Origin of the sequence: Solibacillus kalamii (assembly GCF_002174535.1) — a bacterium.
Taxonomy (GTDB): Bacteria; Bacillota; Bacilli; order Bacillales_A; family Planococcaceae; genus Solibacillus; species Solibacillus silvestris.
In genome coordinates this window covers 219,081-233,595 of the sequence record NZ_NHNT01000001.1, presented here as the reverse complement: position 1 = coordinate 233,595, position 14,515 = coordinate 219,081, and the positions used below count along the sequence as shown (strand labels likewise).

Annotated in this window: 13 protein-coding genes; all 13 read left to right on the top strand. The window is 39.6% G+C overall.

All coding sequences use genetic code 11. The features are described from left to right. The first annotated feature begins 3 nt into the window (after positions 1–3). The 13 genes from CBM15_RS01120 (at position 4) to flgC (ending at position 14,508) form a co-directional block, all read left to right on the top strand. A complete protein-coding gene (locus tag CBM15_RS01120) occupies positions 4–1,926 on the top strand; it encodes a hypothetical protein (protein WP_087615420.1) in 1,923 nt (640 codons plus the stop codon). Beyond that, complete coding sequence (locus tag CBM15_RS01115) at positions 1,923–2,216, top strand: EscU/YscU/HrcU family type III secretion system export apparatus switch protein (RefSeq protein ID WP_014824499.1); 294 nt, start codon at positions 1,923–1,925, stop codon at positions 2,214–2,216. Before CBM15_RS01120 ends, CBM15_RS01115 begins: the two co-directional genes overlap by 4 nt. Positions 2,217–2,403: 187 nt before the next feature. Then, positions 2,404–3,585, top strand: a complete 1,182-nt coding sequence (gene sucC / locus CBM15_RS01110; RefSeq protein WP_008403302.1) for an ADP-forming succinate--CoA ligase subunit beta — start codon at positions 2,404–2,406, stop codon at positions 3,583–3,585. After that, a complete protein-coding gene (gene sucD / locus CBM15_RS01105; RefSeq protein WP_008403301.1) occupies positions 3,582–4,484 on the top strand; it encodes a succinate--CoA ligase subunit alpha in 903 nt (300 codons plus the stop codon). The genes sucC and sucD overlap by 4 nt, the downstream gene beginning before the upstream one ends. Positions 4,485–4,658: 174 nt before the next feature. Then, on the top strand, positions 4,659–5,552 hold the full coding sequence (dprA, locus tag CBM15_RS01100; protein WP_087615419.1) for a DNA-processing protein DprA: 894 nt from the start codon (positions 4,659–4,661) through the stop codon (positions 5,550–5,552). A 125-nt stretch (positions 5,553–5,677) separates the two neighbouring features. After that, positions 5,678–7,762: a type I DNA topoisomerase gene (gene topA, locus CBM15_RS01095; RefSeq protein ID WP_087615418.1), complete on the top strand. Its 2,085-nt coding sequence runs from the start codon at positions 5,678–5,680 to the stop codon at positions 7,760–7,762. Positions 7,763–7,780: 18 nt separating this feature from the next. After that, on the top strand, positions 7,781–9,094 hold the full coding sequence (gene trmFO, locus CBM15_RS01090) for an FADH(2)-oxidizing methylenetetrahydrofolate--tRNA-(uracil(54)-C(5))-methyltransferase TrmFO (protein WP_087615417.1): 1,314 nt from the start codon (positions 7,781–7,783) through the stop codon (positions 9,092–9,094). Between the two features lie 268 nt (positions 9,095–9,362). Next, positions 9,363–10,262 carry a tyrosine recombinase XerC gene (gene xerC, locus CBM15_RS01085; RefSeq protein WP_065216430.1) on the top strand — a complete coding sequence of 300 codons (900 nt, stop codon included), beginning with the start codon at positions 9,363–9,365 and terminating at the stop codon, positions 10,260–10,262. An 18-nt stretch (positions 10,263–10,280) separates the two neighbouring features. Continuing rightward, positions 10,281–10,823, top strand: a complete 543-nt coding sequence (hslV, locus tag CBM15_RS01080) for an ATP-dependent protease subunit HslV (protein ID WP_008403296.1) — start codon at positions 10,281–10,283, stop codon at positions 10,821–10,823. Then, the gene (gene hslU, locus CBM15_RS01075; RefSeq protein WP_087615416.1) at positions 10,823–12,214 is read left to right on the top strand and encodes an ATP-dependent protease ATPase subunit HslU; all 1,392 of its coding nucleotides are present in this window, start codon (positions 10,823–10,825) and stop codon (positions 12,212–12,214) included. Before hslV ends, hslU begins: the two co-directional genes overlap by 1 nt. Before the next feature lie 88 nt (positions 12,215–12,302). Beyond that, positions 12,303–13,082 (top strand): GTP-sensing pleiotropic transcriptional regulator CodY, encoded by a 780-nt coding sequence (gene codY, locus CBM15_RS01070; protein ID WP_008403294.1) that lies wholly within the window; start codon positions 12,303–12,305, stop codon positions 13,080–13,082. A 566-nt stretch (positions 13,083–13,648) separates the two neighbouring features. Next, positions 13,649–14,041 (top strand): flagellar basal body rod protein FlgB, encoded by a 393-nt coding sequence (flgB, locus tag CBM15_RS01065; protein WP_087615415.1) that lies wholly within the window; start codon positions 13,649–13,651, stop codon positions 14,039–14,041. Between the two features lie 2 nt (positions 14,042–14,043). Continuing rightward, the gene (flgC, locus tag CBM15_RS01060) at positions 14,044–14,508 is read left to right on the top strand and encodes a flagellar basal body rod protein FlgC (RefSeq protein ID WP_065216427.1); all 465 of its coding nucleotides are present in this window, start codon (positions 14,044–14,046) and stop codon (positions 14,506–14,508) included. The last annotated feature ends 7 nt before the right edge of the window (positions 14,509–14,515 follow it).

The window sequence follows — 14,515 nt, the reverse complement described above, 5'->3', positions numbered from 1 at the left end:
GGCATGAACTTCTCAACTTTTAATGCAGTCCAAACAAATACTTCGCAGCAAGTACCAGCAAATCAGCCATTATCGCTAAGGCAAGATCAAGTATTTCATGGGACGATAAAGCAGCTCTACCCAAATCAGATGGCGGAAGTCCAAGTGGGCAATCAAAAGCTCATGGCGAAGCTGGAAGTTCCATTAAAGCTTGGCGATGCACACTTTTTTCAGGTAACAGCGACAAATCCACAAACAGAATTAAAAGTCATTACCGGGCCGATGTCACAATCGATGACTTCCGGCCAGCAAATATCCCAGCTGCTTGAGACGATGAATTTGCCGAAATCGAATGAAATGCAGCAAGTACTTTCACATTTTATGAAAGCCCAGCTGCCACTTGCGAAAGAACAGCTGCTTGTAGCGGAAAGCTGGATGAAAAACTTACCCGCAGGAGTGGATAAAAATAGTGCACTTCAGGCACTACAGCGTATGGTGGAACTGAAAATGCCTTTCACAAATACCGTATTTCAAGCATTGACTCAAGGGATTAAAACAGATGGTATGTCGGCAAATTTAGCGAATTTAGCGCAGCTCTTGGCAAATCATTCTGGAGGGAATGAAGCGATTAAATCATCACTTTTACAGCAGATTGACCAGCTGGCAAAGCCGTTAAACAATGAAACAGGCGGTATTCTCCTTGCACGGGCTACCCAAAATTTAATGGATAATAATTCACCGATTGCATCAAAACTTCAGACGCTGACAGTATTAAAAGAAGCCGGAATTTTACCGCAAAATGCTACTTTGCAAAATTGGCAAACGGTAAACCAGCAAGGAAGCCAACAATCTGTGAACCAAGTACAGACAACAGCAACACCGCTATTTAAAGAAGCAGGTCAAATGCTGCAGCAGCTCGGGCAAACAAGCCCTGAACAAATAAAACCAATGTTAGAGCAAGTAAGAGTCTGGATTAATAATGAAAGCTTATTATCGTCAACACAAAAGCAGCAGCTACAGCAATTATTAACGCGTTTTGAGCAAATTCCGGCTTCGAAGCAAGCAGTGGAAGCATTGGTAAATCAACTACGGCAGCAACTGACAAATGCATACAGTGAAAATGTGACACCGCGATTGTTTATGCAAAATGATCAAGGATTAACCGCCAAGGATCAATTGTTCACGTTACTGAAGCCGGATGCGAATTTACCGGTTGCAGATCAGCTGTTACGGAATTTAGTGAAAGTGTCTGCTGATAGTCCACAGCCGGTCATGCAAAGTGCTCTTACGCAAGCAGAAGGTCAAGTACAGGCGGCAGTTGATAGTCGTGCGATGGAACAGGCAATAAAAACCGTTTTAAAGGGGCTCGGTGTCAGCTATGAGGCGACACTTGCAAATAAGGCAGGGGATATTCAGGCCATTGCCCAGCAGATAAAACCGCAATTATTGGCGCTTCTTCAAGATGTCCAAACACCCGCTGCAATAAAAGATGCTTCTGAAATGGTGATGGCCAGACTAAATGGAATGCAGCTCACTTCAGGGGAAAATGGACATCAGCATCAGCTTGTCATGCAAGTGCCGCTGAATTTTTTCGGCAAGAAAATGGATGCTACATTGCAATGGAATGGTCGAATGAAGGAAGATGGTAAAATCGATGCCAATTTTGCACGTATTCTATTCTATTTAAATATGGAAACATTGCAGCAGACGGTAATCGATATGCAAGTACAAAACCGTGTTGTCACGATTAATATATATAATGATATGCCGAATTTGGATTCGGTGGCGACATCGCTGAAAGGCACATTAAAGTCGGGATTGCTGGAAAAAGACTATACATTATCTGGACTGTTTATCAAACCCTTTGCAAAACATGAAGAAAAAACTGTCACAAAACTGTCAAATCAGCAAGAAGACGAGCAAGGTGGTGTCGATATACGCGTATGACCGAAAAAAAATATATAAGAAAAGAAGCAATCGCTCTGTCCTATGATCCGCAAAAAAGCAGTGGTCCGACAATCGTTGCAAAAGGGAAAGGGAAAATTGCGGAAAATATATTAGAAAAAGCAGCGATGCATGAAGTACCCGTTTATGAAGACCCAAACTTAGTCGAGCTGTTAGGTCAGCTTGATTTGAACACATCGATACCGGAAGAACTTTACCAGGCGGTTGCGGAAGTTTTTGCCTTTATTTATCATTTGGATGAAAAGCAGAGGTTAACTTTTAAAAATAAATAGTCGATGTTTTTTATTTTTATGTAGAGTATATCTTTCGGAAAATCAGAAAATATCTAGACAAAGAATATTTTGACATAAAGCAATCTAAAAATTGCTTGTGTGACAAATATAGACATTGTCTGAATAATTGTATAAAATAGATTATGTTAGTAGAATAATTTCCAAATGTCCGATGGGAGGATGTATCATGAATATCCATGAGTATCAAGGGAAAGAGATATTAAGACAATACGGTGTAGCGGTTCCAAGAGGAAGTGTCGCGTTTTCACCAGACGAAGCAGTAAAAGCAGCAAAAGAGCTAGGATCTAACGTAACAGTAGTGAAAGCACAAATTCATGCAGGGGGCCGCGGTAAAGCGGGTGGGGTTAAAATTGCAAAAAACCTGGATGAAGTTCGTTCTTTCTCTAAAGAACTATTAGGGAAAATTTTAGTAACTCACCAGACAGGTCCAGACGGTAAAGAAGTAAAGCGTCTTTATATAGAAGAAGGTTCGGACATTAAAAAAGAGTATTACTTAAGTTTAGTATTAGACCGTGCAACTTCTAGAGTAGTAATGATGGGTTCTGAAGAAGGCGGTATGGATATTGAAGAGGTAGCCGAGACGAATCCGGAAAAAATCTTCAAAGAAGTGATTGATCCGGTAACAGGCCTGAATGCTTTCCAGGCACGCCGTATGGCATTCAATATGAATATTCCTGCTAAGTTAGTAAATAAAGCAGTAGGATTAATGCTTGGTATTTACAAAGCATTTATCGATAAAGATGCATCAACAGTAGAAATCAACCCGCTAGTTGTAACTGGTGATGACCAGGTAGTGGCACTTGATGCAAAATTCAACTTTGATGCAAACGCATTATACCGTCACAAAGATATCGTAGAATTACGCGATTTCGATGAAGAAGATCCAAAAGAAATTGAAGCATCTAAATATGATTTAAGTTATATTTCGTTAGACGGCAATATCGGATGTATGGTAAATGGTGCAGGTCTTGCCATGGCGACGATGGATACGATTAGTTACTACGGCGGATCACCCGCAAACTTCCTTGACGTTGGGGGCGGTGCTACAGCCGAAAAAGTAACAGAAGCTTTTAAGATCATTTTATCAGACAAAAATGTTAAAGGAATTTTCGTTAACATCTTTGGTGGAATCATGAAATGCGACATTATTGCAAAAGGTGTTATTACGGCTGCAAAAGAAGTCGGTTTAGCGGTTCCGTTAGTAGTACGTTTAGAAGGGACAAACGTAGAGCTAGGTAAAAAGTTGTTAAATGAATCTGGTTTAAACATTGTGGCAGCTGACTCAATGTCAGACGGCGCTCAAAAAATCGTGAAATTAGTTGAAGCTGAAGGCGGGGTAACGGCATGAGTGTGTTCATTAATAAAGAAACAAAAGTAATCGTACAAGGGATTACTGGGGAAACAGCCCTTTTCCATACAAAACAAATGCTTGAATACGGAACAAAAATCGTTGCAGGGGTAACACCAGGCAAAGGCGGTCTTGAAATCGAAGGTGTTCCTGTATTCAATACAGTACAAGAAGCAGTCGATGCGACAGGTGCAAATGTATCTGTTATTTACGTACCAGCACCATTTGCAGCAGATGCAATTATCGAAGCAGTGGATGCGGACCTGGATATGGCGATTTGTATTACAGAACATATTCCGGTACTTGATATGGTAAAAGTAAAGCGCTATATGGAAGGCAAGAAGACACGTTTAGTTGGTCCAAACTGTCCGGGTGTCATTACTGCTGATGAATGTAAAATCGGTATCATGCCGGGTTACATTCATACTAAAGGACATGTTGGTGTAGTTTCACGTTCTGGTACTTTAACTTATGAAGCGGTACACCAGCTGTCTCAGGCAGGAATCGGTCAAACAACAGCGGTAGGAATCGGGGGCGATCCGGTAAATGGGACAAACTTTATCGACTGCTTAAAAGCATTCAACGAAGACCCGGAAACTTATGCGGTTGTCATGATTGGAGAAATCGGTGGTACAGCGGAGGAAGAAGCTGCTGAATGGATTCAGGAAAACATGAACAAACCGGTAGTAGGCTTTATCGGTGGTCAAACAGCACCTCCAGGAAAACGTATGGGTCACGCAGGTGCCATTATTTCCGGCGGTAAAGGAACAGCTGCAGAGAAAATCAAAGCTATGAATGCAGCAGGTATTGAAGTAGCTCCGACGCCTTCTGTAATCGGTGAAACACTGATCAAAGTAATCAAAGAAAAAGGCTTGTACGAAGCTTGTAAAACACATTAAAATGAAAGATGTAGCGGTCGCCTCGCTACATCTTTTTCGTATGTCACCGTACATTAGGTTGCGTGGACGGGTTAATAGCCTGTATTCATTGGCAATACTATGTTTTACACGATGCTTACCTCACACTTAAAACTGCGGTCATCTGAATTTCTTCTATTAAAAAGGAGTGTTGATATGACCAATCCAGCAAATGAACAATTATTGAAACTGCATTATATTCTTCCTCTCTCCTGGGAAAAAGTCCGAAATTTAATGGAAATTACAGATGATTTCGACGAAATACTGCATATTTCGCCAAAATTTTTAGCGAGCCAGCTAAATATAAGAGAAGAAAAAGCCGCACAGCTCATAAAACATTATAAAGAGGTCATACAAAGGTCGATGGCAATATATTATGACCAACATAATATTACGCCCATTCCTTATACGGACCCTTTATATCCGGAACGCTTAAAACAGCTGTACGATGCACCTGCTGTTGTATATGCGAAAGGTGATGTTCAGCTGCTGAACAGACCGAAAATGATGGCGGTCATCGGTTCGAGAGCAGCGACTAGCTATAGTGAAAACGTATTGAAATCCATTCTTCCACCATTAATTCGTGAGCAATATGTCATAGTGAGCGGTCTTGCAAGAGGTGCGGACCGACTTGCACATGAAGCAACAATCCGATATGGTGGAAAGACGATAGGTGTTTTAGGTCACGGCTTATTCCATAGCTACCCTCCACAAAATAAAGAGCTAAATGCATATATGGCAAGTGAGCATTTACTCATAACAGAGTATCCACCCTATGTAGGTGTGCAAAAATGGCATTTCCCTGCACGAAACCGGATTATTAGCGGATTGTGTGAAGCACTGGTCGTAACGGAAGCCGCACTCAAAAGCGGGACACTTATCACATCAGAGCTTGCTCTTGAGCAAGGAAAAGATGTTTTTGCAGTGCCGGGAAATATTTTTAGCGAGCAGTCACGAGGGACAAATAAATTAATAAAAGAAGGTGCAATTCCAGTGTGGGATGGCTTTCAAATCTTAGAGGAAATCCAATTGTTTTCAAATTCGCGTTGAAAAAAAGTTGCAATATTAGCCAATCTGTTATACATTTTGCAACAGGAAAAGCTTTGACATACATGGACAGCTTCATGTGCGTGAATATAAGAAAAATAACTATACCTCTATAAGGAGGACAACAGATGGCAGATTATTTAGTAATTGTTGAATCACCTGCAAAGGCGAAAACAATTGAACGATATTTAGGAAAAAAATATAAAGTAAAAGCTTCGATTGGACATGTACGTGATTTACCACGTAGTCAAATGGGAATCGATACCGAAAATAATTATGATCCAAAATATATTACGATTCGCGGTAAAGGTCCGGTACTTCAGGAACTGAAAACAGCAGCAAAAAAAGTGAAAAAGATTTATCTCGCAGCCGATCCAGACCGTGAAGGGGAAGCGATCGCATGGCATTTAGCCACTGCTTTGAACATTGATATTAATTCAGATTGCCGCGTCGTATTTAACGAGATTACGAAAGAAGCAATTTTAGAGAGCTTCAAGCATCCGCGCCCGATTAATATGGATTTAGTCGATGCACAGCAAGCGCGTCGTATTTTAGACCGTCTAGTAGGCTACAATATTAGCCCGATCCTTTGGAAAAAAGTAAAAAAAGGCTTATCGGCAGGACGTGTACAATCCGTTTCATTGCGTTTGATTATTGACCGCGAAAATGAAATCAAAAACTTTGAGCCTGAAGAATATTGGTCGATCGATGCAAGTTTCGAAAAAAATAAAAAGCAATTCGATGCCTTTTATTACGGAAACGGTAAAGAAAAAATTAAATTAACAAATGAACAACAAGTTAAAGATGTATTAAAAGGTATAAAAGGCTCAGAATTTGAAGTATTGAATGTTGTAAAAAGAGAACGGAAACGCAATGCCTCTCCAGCCTTTACGACTTCTTCACTCCAACAGGAAGCCGCACGTAAATTAAACTTCCGCGCCAAGAAGACGATGATGCTTGCCCAGCAGCTTTATGAAGGTATTGAGCTAAGCAAAAAAGAAGGTGCAGTCGGATTAATTACGTATATGCGTACTGACTCGACGCGTATTTCCGATACGGCAAAAACAGAGGCTAAGTCATATATCGAAACAAAATACGGCAAAGATTTCATTGCCGGAGAACAAAAACAGGCAAAAGCGAAGGCGAATGCACAGGATGCCCATGAAGCGATCCGTCCAACAAGTGCGATGCGCACACCAGAGGAGCTGAAGGCGATTTTAAGCCGTGACCAGCTGCGACTGTATCGTTTAATTTGGGAACGCTTTATCGCGAGTCAAATGTCTCCAGCTGTACTCGATACTGTAACAGTTGATTTGCAAAACAATGACGTATTATTCCGTGCGAACGGGTCTCAAGTGAAATTTGCCGGATTTATGAAACTTTATATTGAGGGTACAGACGATCAGGAAGAAGAAACGAATAAGCTTTTACCTGAAATGGAAATCGGCGATAAAGTGAAATCGCTTGAAATCGAACCGAAACAGCATTTCACTCAGCCACCTCCACGCTATTCGGAGGCGCGTCTAGTAAAGACATTGGAAGAGCTAGGTATAGGTCGTCCATCGACATATGCCCCTACACTGGATACAATCCAAAAGCGCGGCTATGTTCAGCTTGATGCAAAACGCTTTGTACCAACAGAACTTGGAGAAATCGTTCATCAAGCAACATTGGAATTTTTCCCGGAGATCATCAACATTGAATTTACCGCACAGATGGAGCAAAATCTTGATGAGATTGAAGAAGGCATTACACAATGGGTAAATGTCATCGATGAATTTTACAAAGACTTTGAACCGCGGGTAAAATATGCGGATGAAGTGATGGAAAAAATCGAAATTAAAGATGAACCAGCTGGTGAAGACTGTGAAAAGTGCGGTGCGCCAATGGTATTCAAGCTTGGACGTTACGGGAAATTTATGGCTTGTTCCAACTTCCCGGATTGTCGCAATACAAAAGCGATTGTAAAACCGATCGACGTTAAATGTCCTTCATGTGAGACAGGTGAAATTGTCGAGCGTAAATCCAAAACAAAGCGCATTTTTTACGGATGCAATCAGTATCCGGAATGTGACTTCGTATCATGGGATAAGCCGATTAGTAGACCTTGTCCGAAATGTAGTGCATTATTAGTAGAGAAGAAATTGAAAAAAGGTGTTCAGATTCAGTGTACTAACAGTGAATGTGATTATGAAGAAACACCGTCACAATAAAATGAAGAGGTAACAAAAATGACACAACAAGTAGTAAATGTAATTGGTGCAGGTTTAGCCGGTTCAGAAGCAGCTTGGCAGATTGCAAAGCGCGGTGTGAAGGTACGTTTATATGAAATGCGCCCAGTAAAACAAACACCGGCACATCATACAGATAAATTCGCAGAGCTTGTATGCTCAAACTCTTTACGTGCAAACGGACTGACAAATGCTGTCGGTGTAATTAAAGAGGAAATGCGTAAATTGGACTCTGTTATTATTGCAGCAGCAGACAATAGTTCTGTACCTGCCGGCGGTGCGTTAGCCGTTGACCGTCATGAATTTGCAGGAATCGTAACAGAAAAGGTGAAAAGCCACCCGTTAATCGAGGTAATTAATGAAGAGGTAACTGAAATTCCAGAAGGCATTACAGTAATCGCAACAGGTCCATTAACTTCTGAAGCATTGGCAAAACAAATCCAAGGCCTAACAGGGGAAGACTATTTGTACTTCTATGATGCGGCAGCACCGATCATTGAGAAAGATTCGATCAATATGGATAAAGTGTACTTGAAATCACGCTATGACAAAGGTGAAGCGGCATACTTGAACTGTCCGATGACGAAAGAAGAATTTGACGCTTTCCGTGAAGCGCTTATTACAGCAGAATGTGCACCGCTAAAAGAATTCGAAAAAGAAAAGTATTTCGAAGGGTGTATGCCAATTGAAGTAATGGCCGCACGCGGTGAAAAAACGATGACATTCGGACCGATGAAACCTGTTGGTCTGGAAGATCCGAAAACGGATAAGCGTCCATATGCTGTAGTTCAGTTACGACAAGATGATGCAGCGGGGACACTTTATAATTTAGTAGGTTTCCAAACACATTTAAAATGGCCGGAACAAAAACGTGTATTCTCGATGATTCCGGGTTTAGAAAATTTGGAAATTGTACGCTACGGCGTAATGCACCGTAATACTTTTATCAATTCTCCAAAAGTGCTGACACAGACATATCAGTTGAAAGCACGTCCAAACCTTTTCTTCGCCGGTCAGATGACAGGTGTTGAAGGTTATGTAGAATCTGCCGGCAGTGGTCTGATTGCCGGAATTAATGCAGCTCGCATGGCGTTAGGTCAAGAGTTGCTTTACTTCCCGCATGAAACAGCATTAGGTGCAATGGCTCGATACATTACTCATACAGATGCGAAAAACTTCCAGCCGATGAACGTGAACTTCGGGATTTTCCCGGAACTTGGCGAACGCATCAAATCAAAGCCTGAGCGTGCTGAACGCCATGCTGACCGCGCATTAGAAGTGATTCAGAATTTTATTAATAATCAGGCAATTTAATTGCGTAAAGCCCTTAAAGATTGTTATACTTTAGGGGCTTTTAATTTTGCGGTGATTTTTTGTAAATGGCTATAAAAATTAGTATTGCTTGACATGATATTGCGAAATTTGTCGAATAATACAAAGAAGTTGAATAACTCCAGCAAATTTTACTTGAAAAGTATTCATAATAGGTATAGTGTCAATATGTGTGTTTTTTTAGTAGGAAAATGAACATATTTATTCATACAACATCATTTCTCTTTTGCAATAACAGGGGGTATACACGATGGATGAAAATTTGCAAAGTCAGCTTGATCAATTTATTCGCTACGTGCAACTAGAAAAAAACTTTTCCCTACATACTGTTCGCGAATATACTTCTGATTTAGAAGAATTTTTTGCATTTTTGCACGCTGAGGGTATCCAAAAAATTGCAGAAGTTGAGTATATCCATGCACGTCTATATGTAACAAAGCTTTATGATGAACAAAAAGCAAGAACTTCAATTTCCAGGAAAATCTCATCGATCCGTTCTTTTTTCCGTTTTTTAAATCGAGAACAGAATATTGATGATGCTCCGTTTCGTTCACTTTATCATCCGAAAAAGGAAGAGCGATTACCGAGCTTTTTTTATGAGGAAGAATTGAAGGAACTATTCGAGAAAAATGAAGGCGATGAGCCGATTCAAATTCGTAATATGGCGCTGTTGGAACTTCTTTATGCGACTGGAATGCGTGTGAGCGAGTGTGTCAGTTTGGAACTGACAGATATCGATTTTCATTACAATATCGTCCGTGTAATGGGAAAAGGCCGGAAAGAGCGAATTATTCCGTTCGGTCAATATGCGCATGATGCACTTATACGTTATATAGAACAAGTCCGTCCGACATTAATGAAGAAGGAAAATCATCAGAAAGTTTTTGTCAATATGCGCGGTGGCGAACTTACTACCCGTGGTGTGCGTTATATATTAAGTGAGATGATTGACAATGCCAGTATGCATACGAAAATTTATCCACATATGTTGCGACATACATTTGCTACGCATTTATTGAATAATGGGGCAGATATGCGTACAGTCCAGGAATTACTTGGGCACGCCAATTTATCTTCAACTCAAATTTATACTCATGTAACGAAGGAAGCTTTAAGAAAGACATATATGAATAGTCATCCGCGAGCATAGTTAAGGAGGAAATAAAGAATGGGTCAAATTCATGCGACAACGATTTTCGCTATTCATCACAACGGTGAATGCGCAATGGCTGGTGATGGTCAGGTGACATTGGGAAATGCAGTTGTAATGAAGCATACGGCACGTAAGGTCAGACGTCTGTTTAATGGGAAAGTACTGGCAGGTTTCGCAGGTTCTGTTGCGGACGCTTTTACATTATTCGAAATGTTTGAGGCAAAACTGAATGAATATAATGGTAACCTGCAAAGAGCTTCGGTAGAGGTAGCGAAGCAATGGCGAGGAGATAAAATGCTCCGTCAACTGGAAGCGATGCTGCTTGTAATGGATAAATCAACATTGCTCCTTGTTTCAGGTACTGGTGAAGTCATTGAGCCGGACGATGGCATTTTAGCAATTGGGTCAGGTGGAAACTATGCATTATCAGCTGGCAGAGCATTAAAAAAACATGCGGGCGATCATTTATCGGCAAAAGAAATCGCAGAGGCTGCGCTGACGACCGCTGCGGATATTTGTGTGTTTACAAACCATAATATTATCTTGGAGGTATTATAATGACTGTGATCAATTTAACACCAAGACAAATTACGGAACAATTAAACCGGCATATTGTTGGCCAGGAAACAGCAAAACGTGCAGTTGCAGTTGCGTTGCGTAACCGGTACCGCCGCTCTTTATTAAGCGAAGAATTAAAAACAGAAGTCATACCGAAAAATATTTTAATGATTGGACCTACCGGGGTAGGTAAAACAGAAATTGCACGCAGAATCGCAAAACTGACGAATGCTCCGTTTATTAAAGTGGAAGCGACAAAGTTCACGGAAGTTGGTTATGTTGGGCGTGATGTCGAATCAATGGTACGCGATTTGGTAGAAGCTTCTCGTCGACTTGTGAAGGATGAAATGTTCGAAAGTGTAAAGGGACAGGCGGAGCGTAATGCGAATGATATACTCGTTAAACTGCTTGTACCCTCTAAAGTGAAAGAAAAGCTTACGCAAAATCCTTTTGAAATGCTGTTCGGACAAAAAGAGTCGTCTCAAGAAGATACAGCAAATCAGGATGAACCGGAAATTCGTACACGACGTGCGCAAATTGCCCAAGATTTAAAAGACGGAAAATTAGAAGAGCAATGGGTAACAATAGAAGTAACGGAAAATGCCCCATCTCTTTTTGATGCAATGCCTGGTATGAATATGGATAATGCGAACGGTATGCAAGATATGCTATCTAATTTAATGCCGAAAAAGACAAAAAAACGCAAAGTCCAAGTAAAGGATGCGCGTCGTTTATTAACACAAGAAGAAGCAAACAAGCTGATCGATACGGATGCATTGTCTAGTGAAGCGATCCAGCGTGCAGAACAGGCTGGTATTATTTTTATTGATGAAATCGATAAAATTGCAAGCAAAGGTTCTTCATCGGCGGAAGTATCCCGTGAAGGCGTTCAGCGTGACATATTACCGATTGTGGAAGGATCCACAGTTACGACAAAATACGGCACTGTAAAAACAGATTATATGCTCTTTATTGCAGCAGGTGCTTTCCATATATCGAAACCGAGCGATCTTATTCCTGAATTGCAAGGACGATTCCCGATTCGCGTCGAACTCGAAAAGTTAACGAAAGATGATTTTGTTCGTATTTTAAAAGAACCAGATCAATCGTTAATATTGCAGTATAAAGCATTGCTTGAAACAGAAGGTGTTACGCTGAACTTTACGGACGAAGCGATTGAACGTATTGCGGAAATTGCAACAGAAGTAAATCAGGAGACAGATAACATTGGTGCACGCCGACTGCACACCATTTTAGAACGCTTGCTTGAGGAACTTTCCTTTGAAGCTTCGGAAATTGCACCCGCTCATATCGACATTACACCGAACTATGTCGATCAAAAATTGGCGAATATAGTAAAAAACAAAGATTTATCGCAATTTATTCTTTAAGTATAAGTTGAATTAGTATCTTTAAATTGTAAAAACCTTTAGAATATTAAGTGAATTAAAACGAAACGTTCCGTAGGAGGAAACAGAAATGAATTTATTAACAAAAACACGAAAAATCAACGCAATGTTACAAGCATCTGCTGGTAAACCAGTTAACTTTAAAGAGATGGCCAATACTTTAGGCGATATTATCGAAAGTAACGTCTTTATCGTAAGCCGTAAAGGTAAGTTGCTTGGCATTTCAATTCACCAACAAATCGAGAATGAGCGCATTAAGAAAATGTTCGAAGAGCGCCAATTCCCTGAAGAATATACACAAAACTTATTTAATATTACAGAAACTTCTTCAAATTTAGATATTAACAATGAACATACTGCATTCCCAGTGGAAAATAAGGACCTATTTGCATCAGGTTTAACAACAATTGTTCCTATTATTGGTGGCGGTGAGCGTTTAGGTACGTTAATGTTAGCGCGTATTAGCGATCAGTTTGAAGATGATGATCTTATTTTAGCTGAATACGGTGCAACAGTAGTTGGTATGGAAATTTTACGTGAAAAATCAGAAGAAATTGAAGAAGAAGCACGTTCAAAAGCAGTTGTCCAAATGGCAATCAATTCATTATCTTATTCTGAGCTTGAAGCAATCGAGCATATTTTTGAAGAATTAGATGGTAACGAAGGCTTACTAGTTGCTTCGAAAATTGCTGACCGTGTTGGTATTACACGTTCGGTTATCGTAAACGCATTACGTAAACTGGAGTCTGCTGGTGTAATTGAATCACGTTCATTAGGTATGAAAGGAACGTATATTAAAGTATTAAACGATAAGTTCCTGAACGCTTTAGCAGAAATTAAAATGAAGTAAGAGATATTCATACACAGCAAGGAGGTTTTCCTCCTTGCTGTTTTTTTATTTATTTTTAATTAAGAAAATGCAGAATATTGTCGAATAACGAGAGTTGGAACGAGTATTTTAAGAGTTTTTATTATATAATTAGGTATATGGTCTTTGTTAAATTTAAAAAATAAATATCTTTTAGACCTAAATGGTGATAGAATTCATATGACAAACGATTTGTTACAAATTTATGAAATGTATATATATAAATATTAATATAAAGGGATTTAATGTATGATGTTTAAGGAATTAAATAGTATTTCTTCCAGCTTGAAAATCTATATTAAAAAAATATATAATAACTTTCTGTCACCTATAATGTTTACGTAGGTCTAAATAATAGGATAAAATGAAATGTCGAAAAATATTTGAACTAATATATAGTTAACTGTTATTTTTTAAACATAAAAATAGTTCCTTGTGACTATTCGAAAGGGTCTAAAGTCGATAGACACTAAGGTTTAATATAATTACAATTGTATTATTAAGTTTCTGTGCGCAAAATTTAGCGAAATATGAACGAGGTGAGAAATTTGGATTTATTTGGCGGGACGATAAGTAGTCTGGAAAAGGGACTTTCCTATGCAACATTGAAAAATAAAGCAATTACACAAAATATAGCGAATGTTGACACACCAAACTATAAAACAAAAGAAGTAAGCTTCAAAGACGTATTAAATAATGCAAAGCAAGCCACGATTCCTGCGTATCGCACAGATGCGAGGCATTATGATTTTAAAATTAATATTGGAAGCAGCGGTGTGTATTCAAATGAAAACTTCCGCAGCAGAGCAAATGGAAATGCTGTAAACATGGATGCTGAACAAGCAAAGCTGGCTGAAAACACCATTTACTATAATGCGCTTATAGATCGTGTCAGCAGTAAATTTTCAACATTGAATAATGTTGTTAAAGGAGGAAGATAGCGATGTCGATTTTTCATAGTATGAATACGACAGCTTCTGCATTAACGACACAGCGATTACGAATGGATGTAATTTCCTCCAACATTGCCAATGTCGATACAACGCGAGCGAAGCAAGTAAATGGAGAATGGGAGCCATACCGGAAAAAATCTGTCACATTAAAAGAGCAGGAAGGCCAATTTTCTAACTTTTTAAATATGGCAATCGGAAAAACGGAAAAAAACGGTGTCGGTAACGGTGTTAAAGTAAGTTCTATTAAAGAAGATACGGAAACCCCTTTTAAATTGATGTATGATCCATCACATCCCGATGCGAATGCAGAAGGGTATGTCCAAATGTCGAATGTTGACGTATTAAAAGAAATGGTTGATCTGATTTCGGCGAGCCGCTCTTATGAAGCCAATATTACTGCTTTTAATGCCAATAAGAACATGTTGACAAAAGCATTAGAAATCGGGAAAGGGTGATATTTAA